Source organism: Companilactobacillus halodurans (genome assembly GCF_009600985.1).
Taxonomy (GTDB): domain Bacteria; phylum Bacillota; class Bacilli; order Lactobacillales; family Lactobacillaceae; genus Companilactobacillus; species Companilactobacillus halodurans.
The window spans coordinates 19,897-36,433 of record NZ_VDFP01000012.1 but is presented as its reverse complement, the minus strand read 5'-3'; the positions used below and the strand labels follow the sequence as shown (position 1 = coordinate 36,433).

General features: G+C 37.3%; 14 protein-coding genes. 10 read left to right on the top strand and 4 right to left on the bottom strand.

Annotation, left to right across the window (positions count from 1 at the left end; all coding sequences use genetic code 11):
- Nucleotides 1-7: 7 nt before the first annotated feature.
- The 3 genes from FHL06_RS07135 to FHL06_RS07125 form a co-directional block, all read right to left on the bottom strand.
- Nucleotides 8-1,711, bottom strand: coding sequence for a glycerol-3-phosphate dehydrogenase/oxidase (locus tag FHL06_RS07135; protein WP_153385539.1), 1,704 nt, complete (start codon nt 1,709-1,711; stop codon nt 8-10).
- A gap of 85 nt (nt 1,712-1,796) precedes the next feature.
- Nucleotides 1,797-3,137 carry an HD domain-containing protein gene (locus FHL06_RS07130; protein ID WP_153385538.1) on the bottom strand — a complete coding sequence of 447 codons (1,341 nt, stop codon included), beginning with the start codon at nt 3,135-3,137 and terminating at the stop codon, nt 1,797-1,799.
- Nucleotides 3,138-3,950: a lipoyl protein ligase domain-containing protein gene (locus tag FHL06_RS07125; protein ID WP_153385537.1), complete on the bottom strand. Its 813-nt coding sequence runs from the start codon at nt 3,948-3,950 to the stop codon at nt 3,138-3,140. It lies immediately after the preceding gene.
- A gap of 55 nt (nt 3,951-4,005) precedes the next feature.
- Between FHL06_RS07125 and FHL06_RS07120 the strand changes: the two genes are divergently transcribed.
- From FHL06_RS07120 to FHL06_RS07100, 5 genes are all read left to right on the top strand, one after another.
- A complete protein-coding gene (locus FHL06_RS07120; RefSeq protein WP_153385536.1) occupies nt 4,006-4,446 on the top strand; it encodes a YwiB family protein in 441 nt (146 codons plus the stop codon).
- A gap of 46 nt (nt 4,447-4,492) precedes the next feature.
- Entirely contained in the window at nt 4,493-5,155 is a 663-nt protein-coding gene (gene rpoE / locus FHL06_RS07115) for a DNA-directed RNA polymerase subunit delta (protein WP_153385535.1), read from the top strand.
- Nucleotides 5,156-5,314: 159 nt separating this feature from the next.
- Complete coding sequence (locus tag FHL06_RS07110) at nt 5,315-6,928, top strand: CTP synthase (RefSeq protein WP_153385534.1); 1,614 nt, start codon at nt 5,315-5,317, stop codon at nt 6,926-6,928.
- 34 nt (nt 6,929-6,962) lie between these two features.
- Nucleotides 6,963-8,243 (top strand): UDP-N-acetylglucosamine 1-carboxyvinyltransferase, encoded by a 1,281-nt coding sequence (locus FHL06_RS07105; protein ID WP_153385533.1) that lies wholly within the window; start codon nt 6,963-6,965, stop codon nt 8,241-8,243.
- 202 nt (nt 8,244-8,445) lie between these two features.
- The gene (locus FHL06_RS07100; protein ID WP_153385532.1) at nt 8,446-8,694 is read left to right on the top strand and encodes a type B 50S ribosomal protein L31; all 249 of its coding nucleotides are present in this window, start codon (nt 8,446-8,448) and stop codon (nt 8,692-8,694) included.
- 32 nt (nt 8,695-8,726) lie between these two features.
- Here the strand turns inward: FHL06_RS07100 and FHL06_RS07095 are convergent, their stop codons facing one another.
- Nucleotides 8,727-9,959: a multidrug efflux MFS transporter gene (locus tag FHL06_RS07095; RefSeq protein ID WP_153385531.1), complete on the bottom strand. Its 1,233-nt coding sequence runs from the start codon at nt 9,957-9,959 to the stop codon at nt 8,727-8,729.
- An 89-nt stretch (nt 9,960-10,048) separates the two neighbouring features.
- On the opposite strand from FHL06_RS07095, the gene FHL06_RS07090 reads away from it, so the two are divergent.
- From FHL06_RS07090 to ald, 5 genes are all read left to right on the top strand, one after another.
- Nucleotides 10,049-11,413, top strand: coding sequence for a UDP-N-acetylmuramoyl-tripeptide--D-alanyl-D-alanine ligase (locus FHL06_RS07090; protein ID WP_153385530.1), 1,365 nt, complete (start codon nt 10,049-10,051; stop codon nt 11,411-11,413).
- Nucleotides 11,414-11,496: 83 nt separating this feature from the next.
- Nucleotides 11,497-13,029: a degradosome RNA helicase CshA gene (gene cshA, locus FHL06_RS07085; protein ID WP_162000170.1), complete on the top strand. Its 1,533-nt coding sequence runs from the start codon at nt 11,497-11,499 to the stop codon at nt 13,027-13,029.
- A gap of 611 nt (nt 13,030-13,640) precedes the next feature.
- Nucleotides 13,641-14,000, top strand: coding sequence for a holo-ACP synthase (gene acpS / locus FHL06_RS07080; RefSeq protein ID WP_153385529.1), 360 nt, complete (start codon nt 13,641-13,643; stop codon nt 13,998-14,000).
- Nucleotide 14,001: 1 nt separating this feature from the next.
- Nucleotides 14,002-15,114: an alanine racemase gene (gene alr / locus FHL06_RS07075; protein WP_153385528.1), complete on the top strand. Its 1,113-nt coding sequence runs from the start codon at nt 14,002-14,004 to the stop codon at nt 15,112-15,114.
- A 215-nt stretch (nt 15,115-15,329) separates the two neighbouring features.
- Nucleotides 15,330-16,457 carry an alanine dehydrogenase gene (gene ald / locus FHL06_RS07070; RefSeq protein WP_153385527.1) on the top strand — a complete coding sequence of 376 codons (1,128 nt, stop codon included), beginning with the start codon at nt 15,330-15,332 and terminating at the stop codon, nt 16,455-16,457.
- Nucleotides 16,458-16,537: the final 80 nt, after the last annotated feature.

Here is a 16,537-nt window from a genome sequence, read left to right as displayed (position 1 = left end):
AGATTTGTTAATCACCGCGTTCTTTGTTAAAGGCCGCGTACTTCTTTTTAACATCGCTTAACTCTGTTGCAGTTATTTTTTGGTTTACTTCATCAGTTAGACGAGCTTTTGTATCGTCATCCCAATCGTAATATTTGGCTAAGCAATCAATAACGTTAGTTTTAATACTTTTGGCATGCTTGATGTCAAATAACAATTGGCTGCTGCGACGAAGTAGAAAGTCTAATGGATGTTCGACCATTTCATATTTCAATCCATAATGCAGCATTGCCCAATCGATTCTTGGAAGACGAGCTTTAGTTTTAGTTTCGGGAATTAACTTGAAGACTTCAATAGCATTAGAACCATAGCGCTGTACGATTCTTTTTGCATCTTCACGGCTGAGGTGATAATCAGTCATCCCTAAATGAATATTCTCATCAAAGAAATCCATCCAATTCTTTTCGCCACCAACGGCACCACCAGATAAAGGCAAGTTCTTGGTTTGTGAATTTCTAAAACGATAATTAGTTTCGTCATTTAGTTGCATAGCAACACGGTCAACAATTTTTTCAGCCATCTTTCGATAACCAGTTAATTTTCCACCAGCAATCGAGAGCAATCCAGATTTAGATTGAAAAATTTCATCTTTACGTGAAATTTCCGAAGGAGATTTGCCTTCTTCTTGAATCAATGGACGAACGCCAGACCAACCACTTTCCACATCGTCTGGAGTAAGATATTGTGGCAAGTCAAACATTTGGTTAGCGGCTGCTAGAATATAAGTGACATCAGTGGCAGTGATGTTTGGTTCCTTAGGATCTTTAGTCCAAGTTGTATCAGTCGTTCCAATGTAAGTCTTATTTTCACGTGGAATAGCAAACATCATTCTGCCATCATGGAAAGGCGTATCAAAGTAAACCGAATTGGTAATAGGGAACTTGTCGTGATCAATTACTAAATGTACGCCTTTTGTAAGATGCAAATGCTTACCAATATCTGAGTGATCCATCTTTCTAATGCCATCGACCCAAGGACCAGCCGCATTGATAATCTTTTTGGCATGAATTTCACCAGTTTTACCTGTAATTAAATCTTTAAAGATGACGCCACAAATTTTTTCGTCGCGGTCATATAATAAACCGACTGCTTTGATGTAATTTGCAATCAAAGCACCTTTTTCATTGGCTTTTTTAGTAACTTCTAAGGTTAAACGAGCATCGTCAGTCCGATATTCAACGTAGACACCAGAGCCCTTAAGACTTTCGCCTTTGATATAAGGCTCTCTTTCCAAAGTATCATGTGCATTGAGCATGTATTTTCTTTCAGAAGCTTTGACGCCAGCCAAACGATCGTAAACATCCAAGGCAATGGCGGTTGAAAATGGTCCAAAGGTGCCATCTTCATAAAAGGGAAGCATCATTTTTAATGGCGTCGTAACGTGTGGAGCGTTGTTATAAACAATTGCTCTTTCGCTACCGACTTCATGGACTTCTTTTAAGGCAGCTTGTTTTAAGTAACGTAATCCACCATGGACTAATTTAGTTGATCGGCTGGATGTACCTGAAGCAAAGTCGCGCATTTCTATCAAGCCAGTTTTGATTTCTCTAGTTTGGGCATCGAGTGCTATTCCACAACCGGTGATTCCACCACCGATAACTAAGAGATCAAGGGTTTGATCTTGTAAGTTTTGTAAATTATTTAATCTAGTTTGGTTTGAAAATTCCTTCATTTTATCCTCCCAATAAGTAGATATTTTACTAAAACTGATTTAGCTATATTCTAATAAAATTACAGAAAAGTTGAAAGTATAGTGACTAAACAATTTTGTTGTTGTGAATATGTTTCTGGAATTTTTCATAATCAGAGCCAAAAATCTCATCTGATTGTTGAGTCAACATCGATTTAGGGAAGTACAATCTTTCATCGCCCAAAATCTTTCCTGTCAAAGCTCTGACCAAACGACTGACAGTCGATAATTCAATCAATGAACCATCATCTTGCATGATTTCAATTTGAGTCCGACTCTTATTGGAATTAGGATTGTAAACATCATATGGCAGATCATAACTGGTATTAGTTGCTGTGTAATATTTTTTATCAAACCCAACGCTTTCAACGATGTCAGCTAATTCAGGCAAAAGATGCTTTGTCTTGTGGTCGTATTCAGCTGATTTGAAAGGTTTACGTGAAAGAAAACGATAAGATAAATCTTTTAAAATTTCGTCAGGATAATATTGCCAAAGAGTGAAATAAGTATTTAAGATGCCGTCATCTAAAAGTAAGTAGTCGTCAATTGTGACCTTGTTTTCAAAGAAAGGAATCAAAAGACTTGGCATTTCAAAGCCATTCATATGGTTGTGTTCATAAAGATCCTTAGCCCGTTGCAACAATTTAGTCAAAACGACTTCCATTCCGCGTGACACTGGGTGGAAATAAACCTGTTGATACATTTGGAAACGACATAAAACATAGTCTTCAACAGCATGCATCCCGTCGTTGTCAAAAGCAATTCCACCTTTATATGGACGCATGACACGCAAAATTCTTGTTAAATCGAACATTCCATACTTGGTGCCTGTGAAATAGGCATCACGCAACAAGTAATCCATTCTGTCGGCGTCAATTTGACTAGAAATCATTTGCACGACTTGAGGATTGGGATAGGTGTGAGCAATTACGCTGGCAACTTTTTCGGGGAAATCAGGTGCAACTTTTTTCAAAACTTGATTGATTTCTGTTTCAGGGGATGTGATGATTTTTTGGGTCCACATCTCGTGATCAGTGTTGAAGATATGCTCAAAAGTATGCGAGTAAGCACCGTGGCCGACGTCGTGCAATAAGGCAGCGCACAAGGCAACGATTCTTTCGTCATCGTTCCAAAGTCCATCGCCAGGTTTCTTAGTAGGATAGTTTCTTTGGAAATTGTCACAGATTTGGCGAGTTATTTCGTAAACACCCATACAATGAGTGAATCGAGAATGTTCGGCGCCTTGGAAAGTAAATGACGAAGTTCCTAATTGTTTGACTCGACGTAGACGTTGAAATTCCTTCGTATTAATCAAGTCAAGAATGACTTTATGTTGGACGTGGATATAATTATGAATAGGATCGCGAAAAACCTTTTCTCGTGGTAGCATTTCTAAATTATAAGTCATTTATTTTTCCTCCAATAGGGCTTTATTTCTTTTAAGAAGATCATTTAATGTTGAATTATAGGCTTCTTGATAGGGAAGTGAATTTTGGATAATAAAGAATTCTTTTTGATCGACTTGATATTCTTGCCTGATAGTGTGTAAAATTCTTTCCTTAGCCATCGTAATCGTTAATTTAGTATCTAACAGTTGATCTAAGTTTTCCATTACTCGTGGATTAACATCAGGATAATCAAACTTTTGACTTTTGGGGAAGTTAGATACTTCGTAGAAGTCTTTCATTAGTTGACCACGTTTTTTTTGATTGCCATTGATACTGATATAAGCCATTACAGCTACACCATTGCCAGCTCGACGTTGCGAGATGCCAGCAAACTTTTTGTCAGCAATGCTCAAATCAAAAGTTCCTGGACAATAAGAGTTGACGATTTCGCCAGTTTTGATATCTTTGGAGAAGGAATCCTTTAAAAGACGATAAATTTTGTTATAAGCATCATCGATCAAGAAATTATCTTTATTAGGTAAGAAAAGAGAACAATTTAAGATTCCGGGGTCAGTCACGACACCAAGCCCGCCAGAATTACGTAAATAATATAGGTAATTTCTCTGCGATAACATTTGCAAACCAGCTTGTAAGTTAGGGAGACGCTTGTCTTGCATTCCTAGAATCACCGTTGGTGGGGTGACCCAAAAGTGAATCACGGGTTGATTATTTTCGGAAACAAATTTTAAAATAGCACCGGTATCTGAAAATGGGACAAGCATATCTTTATTAGAGCTTATTTCTTGGTCGTATAATATAATAGTGTTGTTCACTTAATCACTTCTTTTAATTAATTAATATAATTTTATCATGTAGAGGCAGTAAGTATTGGAAAATAATAGTTTTGATATAAATGTAGAGTTAAACATTGAGACATTACAATCTGGGGAATTAACACACACTAAAATTGCCGAACCGGGTAAGTTCACTCAGATTGGAAATTCAGTTTATTTAAAATTTAATGAAAGTCTAGATAATGATGATACGGCTTCAATCTTAGTTAAGATTACCGATGAGGGTGAAATTCACTTAAAGCGAGTAGCAAAGTCCAAAAATCTTGCTTCACTCTTGTATTTTACACATAATAAGCATAACAGTGGGCATTTGGAAACTGAATATGGAGTCTTGCCTTTGGGAACTTTTACCAAAGATTCCAAGATTGAAATTTTAAATAATCCACTTTCAGGTAAAATAAACATTGATTATGACTTGATTTACGACAATAATGTAATAGGTAATTATAAATTTAGATTGATTTTTGGTGCCTGAGCCGATATGATTATAAGTAAGACGCTGTGAAAGGACGTGTACACGTTTGAAGTTTGATAAATTCAAGGATCAAGATAAAAGCGAGCTCTCACTGATCGAGGTAGCTTATGAGATTCTTAACAACAATGATAAAAAAGTAATGAATTTTTCTGACATCGTTAACGAAATCCAAGACTACTTGGGCAGATCTGACGAAGAGGTCAAGCAATCTCTTCCTCAATTTTATACAGATTTGAACAATGATGGTAGTTTTCTTTCACTTGGGGAAAATGTTTGGGGATTACGTAAATGGTATCCATATGATTCAGTTGATGAGGAAGTAAATCACCCTGAAGACAATGGATCTGAAAATGCCCATAAGGCTGCTCAAAAAGTTAATGCCTTCTTAAGCGATGACGATGAAGATGATGATGTTGTCGACTACGACGATGACAACGATTTAGATGTATCCGATATGGATGATGACGATGATGACAATGGTTCATCTGACAATGGTCCTGACTTGTCTAAGTTCTCTAATTCTGATATAACCGTTGATGACGATGACGACGATCCACATGATGACAGTTTGGAAGATGGTATCGAAGGCCAACTTTCAGAATTTGATGCGGACGATGATGACGCTGACGACGAAGATATCGACTTGTCTGATGAAGACGACGATGATGATGATGACAGCGACAAAGACGACGACGATACAAATAAATAAAATTTTCGAATTAAAAGTTTGACGACTCGAACATATCACGGTATTATATAGTTCGGGCTCTATTAGATAGACAACTTCAAGTTCCCTGTTCATGCAGAATAGGGGACTTTTTTATTTTTGTGAGTGAGAAATCCCTAGAAACAATATGTGGAGGAAGATATGACTAAATACATTTTTATTACAGGTGGAGTCGTTTCATCATTAGGTAAGGGAATTGTTGCCGCATCCCTTGGAAGACTTTTAAAGAATCGCGGCCTAAAGGTTACAATGCAAAAATTTGATCCCTATATCAATGTGGACCCAGGAACAATGAGCCCATATCAACATGGTGAAGTTTTTGTTACTAACGATGGTACAGAAACTGACCTTGATTTAGGACATTATGAAAGATTTATCGATAACGATTTGAACAAATATTCAAACGTTACAACTGGTAAAATCTATTCCGAAGTAATTCGTCGCGAACGTCGTGGTGATTACAACGGAGCAACTGTGCAAGTTATTCCACATATTACTGATATGATCAAGCAAAAGATCATGCGTGCTGCTTCAACTACTGATTCAGATGTAATCATTACCGAAGTTGGTGGTACTGTTGGTGATATCGAATCACAACCATATTTGGAAGCATTGCGTCAAATGAAAGCCGAAGTTGGCTCAGAAAATGTTGTTTATATTCACACATCATTAGTTCCTTACTTGAAGGCTGCTGGTGAAATGAAGACTAAACCAACACAACACAGTGTTAAAGAACTACGTGGAATTGGTATTCAACCTAACATTTTGGTTGTTCGTACTGAACTTCCAATGCCACAAAGCATGAAAGACAAAATTGCATCATTTTGTGATGTTGATTCAGAAGCTGTTATTGAATCACGTGATGCTAGTTCACTTTATGATGTTCCATTGAACTTACAAGCACAAAGCTTTGATGATATTGTTTGTCGTTACCTACACTTAGATACAAAACCAGCCGACATGAAGAATTGGCATAAGTTAGTTGATCGTGTTCACAACTTGAAGCATAAGACAAAGATCACTATGGTTGGTAAGTATACAAAATTACAAGATGCTTACATTTCTGTAACAGAGGCTCTCCGTGCTGCCGGTTATGTTTATAATACAGAAATAGAAATTGAAAAAATTTCCGCTGATGTCATCAACGAAGATAACGTTGCTGATTACTTAAAAGATTCAGATGGTATCGTAGTTCCTGGTGGTTTCGGTAGCCGTGGACTAGAAGGCATGATTGCTTCAATTAAGTATGCTCGTGAAAATGATGTTCCTTATCTTGGACTTTGCTTAGGTATGCAAATGGCAAGTATCGAATTTGCTCGAGATGTTGCTGGTATCAAAGATGCAACAACTGGTGAAATCGATCCAGATGCTAAACACAAGATTATTGATATCATGGCAGATAAAAAAGATGTTGAAGACCGTGGTGGTACTTTACGTTTGGGTTCATATCCATGTAAACTAAAACCAGGTACAAAGACAGCTGCTGCTTATGACAATCAATCAGTTATTCAAGAAAGACATCGTCACAGATATGAATTTAACAATGAATATCGTAAACAATTTGAAGATCTTGGCCTAGTATTCTCAGGTGTATCTCCTGACAATCACTTGGTTGAAGTTATTGAAGTTCCTGAAAACAAGTTCTTCATTGCTGCTCAATACCATCCAGAATTCTTATCAAGACCAACTAAACCAGAAGGCTTGTTCAAAGGCTTTATCGGTGCAGCTTCAGGCCTTGAAGAAGATGAAATGTAATCTTCGGTAGTCAAATATAGTTAGGAAAAAGCTTATGCAAAAACTTGTAATCAACGGTGGAAAGAAGTTATCAGGTGAGGTAACGATCGGTGGCGCTAAAAATAGCACTGTCGCTTTGATACCTGCAGCTATCTTATCTGAAACACCGGTAGTGTTAGATTCTGTTCCACAAATTAGAGATGTAAAAAACTTACGTTCTATTTTGAAAGATATGAACGTTACTTCAGAAATGAATAATGATGTATTGCGAATTGATCCAACTAAGATTCAATTTGCTGAATTGCCAAGTGGAAAAGTTAGCAGTTTGCGCGCTTCATATTATTTTATGGGTGCCATGCTGGGTCGCTTTGGTAAAGCAGTAGTTGGTTTTCCTGGTGGTGACGACATTGGACCACGTCCAATTGATCAACATATCAAAGGATTCGAAGCACTAGGGGCACACGTTGAGAACAAACATGGGCAGATCATTATTACTGCTCCACAAGAGGGTCTTAAAGGAGCCAAAATCTTTTTAGATATGGTTTCAGTCGGTGCAACAATCAATGTTATTCTGGCAGCTGTTAAGGCTAAGGGGACAACTGTGATTGAAAATGCCGCTAAGGAACCAGAAATCATTGATTTAGCAACATTTTTGAATAATATGGGTGCTGTTATTCGTGGTGTAGGTACGGAAACAATTAGAATTGAAGGTGTAGATAATCTTCGTTCCAATAATGCACACACAATTATTCCAGACCGGATTGAAGCAGGAACTTATCTAAGCTTAGCTGCAGCCAATGGTGGTGGTATTCTCGTCAAGAATATCATCAGCGAGCACTTGGATGCTTTCTTAGCTAAACTGGATGAAATGGGAGTCAACTTAGAAGTTGGCGAAGATAGTATTTACGTTAAACCATCACCAAATTTGAAAGCTGTTAATATCAAAACAATGCCATATCCTGGCTTTGCAACGGATTTACAGCAACCAATTACGCCACTTTTGATGAAAGCTAGTGGCGAAGCGATGGTCGTTGATACGATTTATCCTAAACGAGTTAAGCACATTTCCCAACTTAATAAGATGGGAGCAGACATTACTAGTGAAAATGATTTAATCTTTGTTCACGGTGGTGCCAAATTGAAGGGTGCTAATGTTTCAGCTGATGAGATTCGTGCTGGAGCTTGTTTAATGATTGCCGGATTATTAGCTGATGGTCAAACGGTAATTGACCATGCCGAAAATATTTTACGTGGCTACGATCAAGTAGTCTGGAAGTTGCATTGTTTAAACGCCGATGTTAAATTGATTGGTGAAGACGATATGATTGAATCTTAATTTTTGATTGTTTAATTTATCAAAAAAGAGGACGCCATTGGCGTTCTCTTTTTTAGGTTGATTGATTCAGTTTCTGACCAAAAAGTCAATTTACATTATTAGGAATCTATTGAATAATTAGCTAACTCATGATAATATTAAACACTGTTAGTAATTTAATCTATATTTCCGTTAAGGATTTATGGCAAAGGAGCGACATAGAATGAAACAAGGAATTCACCCAGATTATCACCAAGTTGTATTTATGGACTCTTCAACAGGTAAGAAGTTCTTAGCTGGTTCAACAGTTCAATCAAGTGAAACAGTTGATTATGAAGGTACAGAATACCCATTAGTTCGTGTTGAAATTTCATCAGATTCACATCCTTTCTATACTGGTAAACAAAAGTTTGCTCAAGCAGATGGACGTATCGATCGTTTCAACAAGAAATATGGCTTGCAAAACAAGTAAAACGAATAAAAAAAGTCATCCGTTCGGATGGCTTATTTTTTTGGTTTATTCTTCTTTAACTTCAAGTGTGAAAATACCCAGGTAAAGTTGATCAAGGCTAGGAAACTAGTGCTCAAGAAGACAGAGGAATAACTCAAGACACTTGAGATAGAAGAACCTAGCAATGGTCCACAGACATTACCAACTGATTGGAATGACTGATTATATCCAAAGATTCGACCGGTGTATTTGGCATCAGTGTATTTGGCCAAGATGGTTTGAATTTGTGGTACCAAACAAGCATCAGAAATACCAACTAAGAATCGCAAAACTGCTAGTTGCCAAACATTAGTAACAAATGCCTGTGGAATATAGACAAGTATTGCAAAAATCAAACCACCAACCAGAATTTTACCAGTACCAATTTTATCTCCCAAAGCTCCAAATCTTGGGGCAGCGATAATGTTGGCAATCCCTGGCATTGCAGCAACTACGCCGGCTACTAAGGTGACTTGACTAGAATTATGCATCAATTGTTTAACATACAAACTGATGATTGGATTAATCGAGTTATTCGATGTTTGCACGATCATAGTCGTAACGAACATTGCCAAAATCAGATTAGGATTTTTCAACTTGTGGAAAATCTCTTTAGTTGATTCTTCTTGTCCTTTTGGAATTGGTTTGAAATCCTCTTGGATAAAGATTATTACCAAAATAAAGGCAATGAATAGCAATGTACTGGTTATCATAAATGGTATGCGATAACCAAAATACTGCGCGATGACACCACCGACCAAAGGTCCTAAAAGCGTTCCTGAAATGACTCCAGTGTTTAGAGTACCAAGAGCCTGTCCGCTTTCTGAACGTGGGGCTGTTGACGCAATCAAGGTATTAGCGTTGCTGACGAATCCTGAAAAGACACCTTGAAGGAGTCGTAAAACAACTAATTGCCATGGAGCTGTAACGAAGGCTTGAAGGAATATAACGATAGCCATACCTAGAGAAGCTCGAATCAGCATTAACTTACGACCGCGTCGATCGGCAATTTTACCCCAAATTGGTGAAATTATCGCCATGACGAGAAACGTCGATGAAAAGGCGATACCATTCCAGATGACGAGCTGACTTTTGGTGAAATTACCTAACTGGTTAATGTATAATGGCATAAAGGGTGTTATCATACTGAAGCCGATACCTGATACAAAAGTACTGAACCATAAAACGATTAAATTTCGTTTCCAATAATTATTCGGTTCAGGACTATTATCTGCATTAGATGTCATATACATCAAATCCTTTCTAAGTATCTTAGTATACTCTTTTTTTGTTTAGTTCTTATAAATTTAATTTTTTAAATTGAGGAAGTTTTTTCATGAAGATGAAGTTAAGGGAAGTCTACTCCGCATTAAAAATCCAAGCAGACTCTATTGCTGACGTCGAAATTACTGGCGTTTGCTTTGATAGTCGCAAAGCTCAAAAGGGCGACTTATTTTTTCCATTGCAAGGACAACGCGATGGACATGAGTTTATAAATAGTGCCATTGAAAATGGTGTGAGTGCAACAATTTGGCAAAGCGATCATGATATTCCTAATGACAAGATACCTTATGTTGTCGTTAAGAATGTTTCGAACGCTTTTGAAACATTGGCCAAGTATTATTTGGGTAAAGTAAATCCGAGAGTTATTGCTGTAACTGGCAGCAATGGGAAGACTACTACCAAAGATATGATTGCAAAAATTCTTAGTACCAATAATAATGTAGCGAAAACTCCACAGAATTTTAACAATGAAATTGGTGTACCATTCACCATTTTGAATATGCCTACTAATACGGAAGTTTTGGTAGTTGAAATGGGAATGGACCGTCCTGGACAAATTGACCATTTGAGCAGTATTGCTAATCCAGATATTTCAGTTATTACGATGATTGGTGAGGCTCATATTGAGTTCTTTGGGACTCGTGACAAAATTGCTGACGCAAAAATGGAGATTGTCGTTCACTTACAAGAAGACGGAAGATTTGTCTTTAATGGTGATGAGCCATTATTGTTAGAACGTGCTAAAAAAGTTAATCAAGAGAAGTTAACTTTCGGCAATCAAGACAGTAATACCTTGTATGCAACACAAATAAGCCCTGGTAAAACGTCAACTAAATTTAAGACTAACCTTTGGCCAGAGCTAGATTTTGAAATTCCAATGATGGGTGAATATAATGTTAATAATGCATTGGCTGCTTTATTAGTTGGAAAAGTTTCTCATATTCAACCTGAGGCAATGCAAAAAGCCTTAAGCAATCTGTTCGTTACTCAAAACCGGACAGAGTGGATGAAGGCAAAAAATGGTGCTGATATTTTGAGTGATGTGTATAACTCAAACCCAACAGCTGCCATTGAAGTTTTAAACAGTCTCAAAGAAATAAAAACAGCCGGTCGGAAGTTGATCGTTTTAGGAGATATGTTGGAGTTAGGGGATGCTTCTAAGCGTCTACATGAATCTCTCTTTGAACATATCAGTCCAGATGACTTTGAAAAAGTCTATTTAATTGGTGATTATATGAAGTTTTTGAAAGATAAACTCAGTGACAAGTATGATTCCTCTAATTTGTTTTGGTACGAAAAAGACCAACTTGCTGACTTGACCACAGATTTAAAGAAAGAATTAAAACCAGATGACACCGTCTTATTAAAGGGAAGCCATGGAATTCACTTAGAAAACGTTTTACATGATTTAATTTAGAAGTTGTTATTTGAGTTTGTGTATAAAACGTGGTAAAGTAGTCAAATTGTTATTTATCGTGTTTTAAAAAATGGAGGACATTTGTGAAATTTAAAGAATTAGATTTAGATCCCAGATTATTGAGTGCCGTAGACGAAGCCGGTTTTGAAGAAACTACACCTATCCAAGCTCAAACTATTCCACTAGTTATGACTGGCGACGACGTTATCGGACAAGCTCAAACTGGTACAGGTAAGACGGCAGCCTTTGGCTTACCATTGCTAAATGCCGTTGATACTCAATCAAGCGATATTCAAGCATTGATTATCTCACCAACTAGAGAATTAGCTATCCAAACTCAAGAAGAGTTATATCGTTTAGGTAGTAAGAAGAAAGTTAAAGTTCAAAGTGTTTATGGTGGATCAGATATTAGAAGACAAATTCGTGCTCTAAAGAGCCATCCACAAATCATCGTTGGTACACCGGGTAGAATGCTCGATCACATCAACCGTCACACTTTGAAGTTGCACAACGTTAAGACTGTTGTACTTGATGAAGCTGATGAAATGTTGGACATGGGATTCGTTGAAGATATTGAAAGTATCCTATCAAACGTACCTAATAAGCACCAAACATTGTTGTTCTCTGCAACAATGCCTAAGCCAATCATGAAGATTGCTGATAAGTTCATGACTGAACCTAAGATTGTTAAGATTAAGTCAAAGGAATTGACTGCTGACAAGATTGAACAATACTTTGTTAAAGCAAAAGATTTTGAAAAATTTGATTTGATGACACGTCTTTTCGATGTTCAAGCACCTGAATTGGCCTTGATTTTCGGACGTACTAAGCGTCGTGTTGACGAATTGACTCGTGGATTGCAAGCTCGTGGTTACAACGCTGAAGGTATTCACGGAGACTTATCACAAGATAAGAGAACGAGCGTTTTACGTAAGTTCAAAGCTGGTAAGTTAGACTTCCTTGTGGCAACTGATGTTGCTGCTCGTGGTTTGGATATTTCCGGTGTATCACATGTTTATAACTATGATATTCCTCAAGATCCTGACAGTTATGTTCACCGTATTGGACGTACAGGACGTGCCGGACACTCTGGTGTGTCAGTAACTTTCGTTACACCAAACGAAATGGGTTACTTACGTACAATCGAAAACCTAACAAAGAAGCGCATGGAACCAATGGCTCCACCAACTGATAAAGAAGTTCTTAAAGGACAACTTGAAGCAGTTAAACAAGAGATTAAAGATACTTTGGAACATGACAAACATCTTGATCGTTTTGATGACGCTGTTACAGAATTGCTTTCAGAATATTCAGCTGAAGATATCACACGAGTATTCTTGAGTGATGCAATCAAAGATGCTGAAAGTGTTCCCGTTAAGATTGCTCCTGAAAGACCACTTCCATCTAGAAAAGTTAGTCACAGTAGATCAGGTCATGGCCGTCGTGGTAGAAATAACGGTGGTCGCGGTCGTCGTAATGGTGGCGAAAACCATCACAGACGTCGTAACAATGATCATCATGATGACAAGAATGGTGGCAAGCGTCGTGAACATGACAATCGTCGTCACGGACGTAGCAAGAAATCATTCAAGATTAGAACAAATCTAGAAAAATAATATAAAATTATAATATTTTTGATTTAGGCAAGGTAAATGAGTTTACTTTGCCTTTTTTTGTACAGTAAAATAGGGCAAGTGCTTAGAATAAATAACACTTAATAAATAATTTTATGAAGTATTTTGCCTAATTGGACTTGTAAAGTATTTTGAAAATGCTATCATTTAGGCTTAGACTTCACAAGTTACCAATGGAGTTGGAAGTGTTTGTGGATAAGCGCTTTTGATTTTTAAAAAATTAATTTTTTTGCACAAGGATAAACTTGTGGATAAGTTTTTTCTGTTGGTTTAATGAGTTATATGAGATGCATGTGAGTTATTTTTTCGGTATCTCTTTTGAAATAAAGCATATTAGGTAACTTTATTCAGAGGTTAAGTATGTTTTTGAACTCTGAACTTGAAAACAAGTAAGTTATACTTACTTAATTTTTTTGTATAATTAAGTCACTTTATTGTGCTTGTTCACTGAAACGAGCTGCACAAGGGCAACTCTCTACACCTAAGTCTATTTCCCAAACCGTCTGCTACGCAGCCAATTTGAGAAATTGTCTTACGCTCCGAGAGCTAATCGCCCTTGTTCCGCTCTCTAAAAAAGGAGTTGTATTCTATATATGATTAAGGGTCTGGGTATAGATATTGCGGAGATTGATCGAGTACGTAAGATTTATGGTCGTCATCCTCGATTTTTGGAGAAAATTTTAAATGAAGATGAGATTGCTGTTTTCAATTCTTTAAATACTGAAAAGGCTAAGATTACTTATCTAACAGGGCGTTTCTCTGTTAAGGAGGCTTTCACTAAAGCTATGGGAACTGGGCTTCGTGGCATCGGTTTTCATGATTTGAGCATTTTGAATCATCAATCTGGTCAACCTTATATCAAAACTGATTTATTTAAAGGAAATATCTTGGTATCTATTTCGGATACTGATGAGCTAGTAATAACCGAGGTTATTCTAGAGGAGGCAGAGTAATATGTTACCATCAATTCATCGTCCAGCTTATGTGGAAGTTGATTTAAGCAAATTAAAAAAGAATCTTCAAAATGAGTTAAATGCCGTCCCTGAAGGTACTGAGGTTTTTGCAGTCGTAAAAGCTAATGCTTATGGTCACGGTTTAGTTAAGGTTGCTCAAGCAGAAATTGCTTATGGTGCAACTGGTTTATGCGTAGCTACATTAGATGAGGCTTTAGAGGTACGTAATAGTGGCGTACAAGCTCCAATTCTCGTTTTAGGTATAATTCCCGTCGAGTATGCAAAAATCGCTTCAAGAGCTAATATATCAGTTACAGTTGGTGACCTAGATTGGCTAAAGGTGGCTGTCGAATTACGAACAACTAACTTAAAAGTTCATCTTGCCATCGATAGTGGTATGGGTCGAATCGGTTTTCAAAACCGCGATGATTTAGTTGAAGCCTGCAATTTCTTGAACGAACATCAAAGAGCCTTTATTCCAGAAGGTTTATTCACGCACTTTGCAACAGCAGATAGTCCTGATGAAAAGTATTTTGAAAAACAAGTTGCAAATTTCAAAGAAATGAAGAGAGATTTGCCCACGAACTTTACTTATGTTCACTGTGCAAATTCAGCAACAGCTTTGTGGCATAAGGATTTGGCCATCAATATGGTGCGCTATGGAATTGCCTTGTATGGTTTAAACCCTTCAGGGACAGATATTACGCAATTGCCATTTAAATTAGAACCTGCTTTGAGCCTTTATTCAGAGCTAGTTTTTGTTAAGAAAGTCAAGGCTGGTACAAGTATTGGATATGGTGCAACTTACACAAGCCAAGAGGATGAATGGATCGGTACGGTTCCCATTGGCTATTCAGATGGTTGGTTGCGCCGGATGTCTGGTTCAAATGTTTTGATCAATGGTCAAAAATGTCAGATTGTTGGTCGGGTCTGCATGGATCAATTCATGGTTCGACTTCCTAAGAAAATGCCAGTCGGTACTCGAGTAACTATTATTGGTAAAGATGGCGATGAGGAAATCACCGCTACTGATGTGGCTGAATATGCTAAAACAATTAATTATGAAATTCTTTGCTGCTTGAGTGAAAGATTGCCAAGAGTATATAAAAAATAAAGAAATATTTGTGTTTCAAATATTAAAATTTAAGAGGTCTTGATAATTATTCTTTTTATTATCAGGGCTCTTTTTTTATCGGCAGAAGTAAAAAATAGTTAAAATCTAATTCCTTTCTTTAAAATTAATTCCCAGCTTAATTAAATTGTTAAGGCTTACATTACATGATATGATGTATTCATCAAAAAGAAATCCACAATAAGGAGGAAAGATTGATGATAGTTGGCGTACCTAAAGAGCTAAAGAAACAGGAAGATCGTGTTGGTTCGACACCAGATGGAGTGGCGGGGCTAGTTAAAGCAGGTCATCAAGTTTTAGTTGAAGACAATGCCGGTCTAGGTTCTGGATATACTAACCAACAATATCTTGATGCAGGAGCATCAATCGTTACTCAAGCTGAGGCTTGGAATTGCGAGATGATTATCAAAGTTAAGGAACCAATCGAAAGTGAGTACAAATATTTTAAAGCTGGTCAAATTATTTACACATATTTACATTTGGCAGCTAATAAAAAATTAACCGAGGCATTATTGGAAAGTAAAGCAACGGGAATCGCCTATGAAACTATGATTGGTCCAGATGGCAGTTTGCCACTGTTGTTCCCAATGAGTGAAATTGCCGGTCGAATGGCAGTGCAAGTGGGAGCTCATTTTTTAGAGAAACCACATCTTGGTAAAGGATTGCTCCTGAGTGGCGTTCCAGGAGTAAAAAAGGGCAAAGTTACGATTATTGGCGGTGGAACAGTTGGTGTCAACGCAGCCAAAATTGCGATTGGTATGGGAGCATCTGTCACGCTCTTAGATATCAATCCCAAGCGTTTGGAAGAAATTGAAAATATCTTTTCGGGCAAGATTCAAACATTGATGTCTAATTCACAAAATATTGCACATTGTGTCAAAGAATCTGACTTGGTAATTGGAGCGGTACTGATTCCGGGAGCTGCAACTCCAAAATTGGTTACTGAAAAAATGATTGCTTCAATGGAAGCCGGCTCAGTGGTGGTGGATATTCCTATCGATCAAGGTGGTCTCTTTGAAACTAGCGTTAAGGCAACAACTCATGAAGATCCCGTTTATGTCTCGCATGGTGTAGTTCATTATACTGTGGCTAATATTCCAGGAGCGGTTCCGAAAACTGCTACTCAAGCCTTATCAAGCGTTACAATGCCATATGCTTTAGCAATCGCTGACAAGGGCGTGTCTTTGGAACAAAATAAAACTATTCAAACTGGCATCAATACTTATCAAGGCAAGTTGACTCAAAAAGCTGTTGCGGATAGTTTGAACTTGGAATACAGCTCGTTGATAGATATTATAATGAATGATTCTAAAGTAAAAAATTAAAAAGAGACTGTGACAAAAGCAGCTTTTAATCCAAAAAAAAGTTGTGATATAGATTTGTACAAATCTTATATCACAACTTT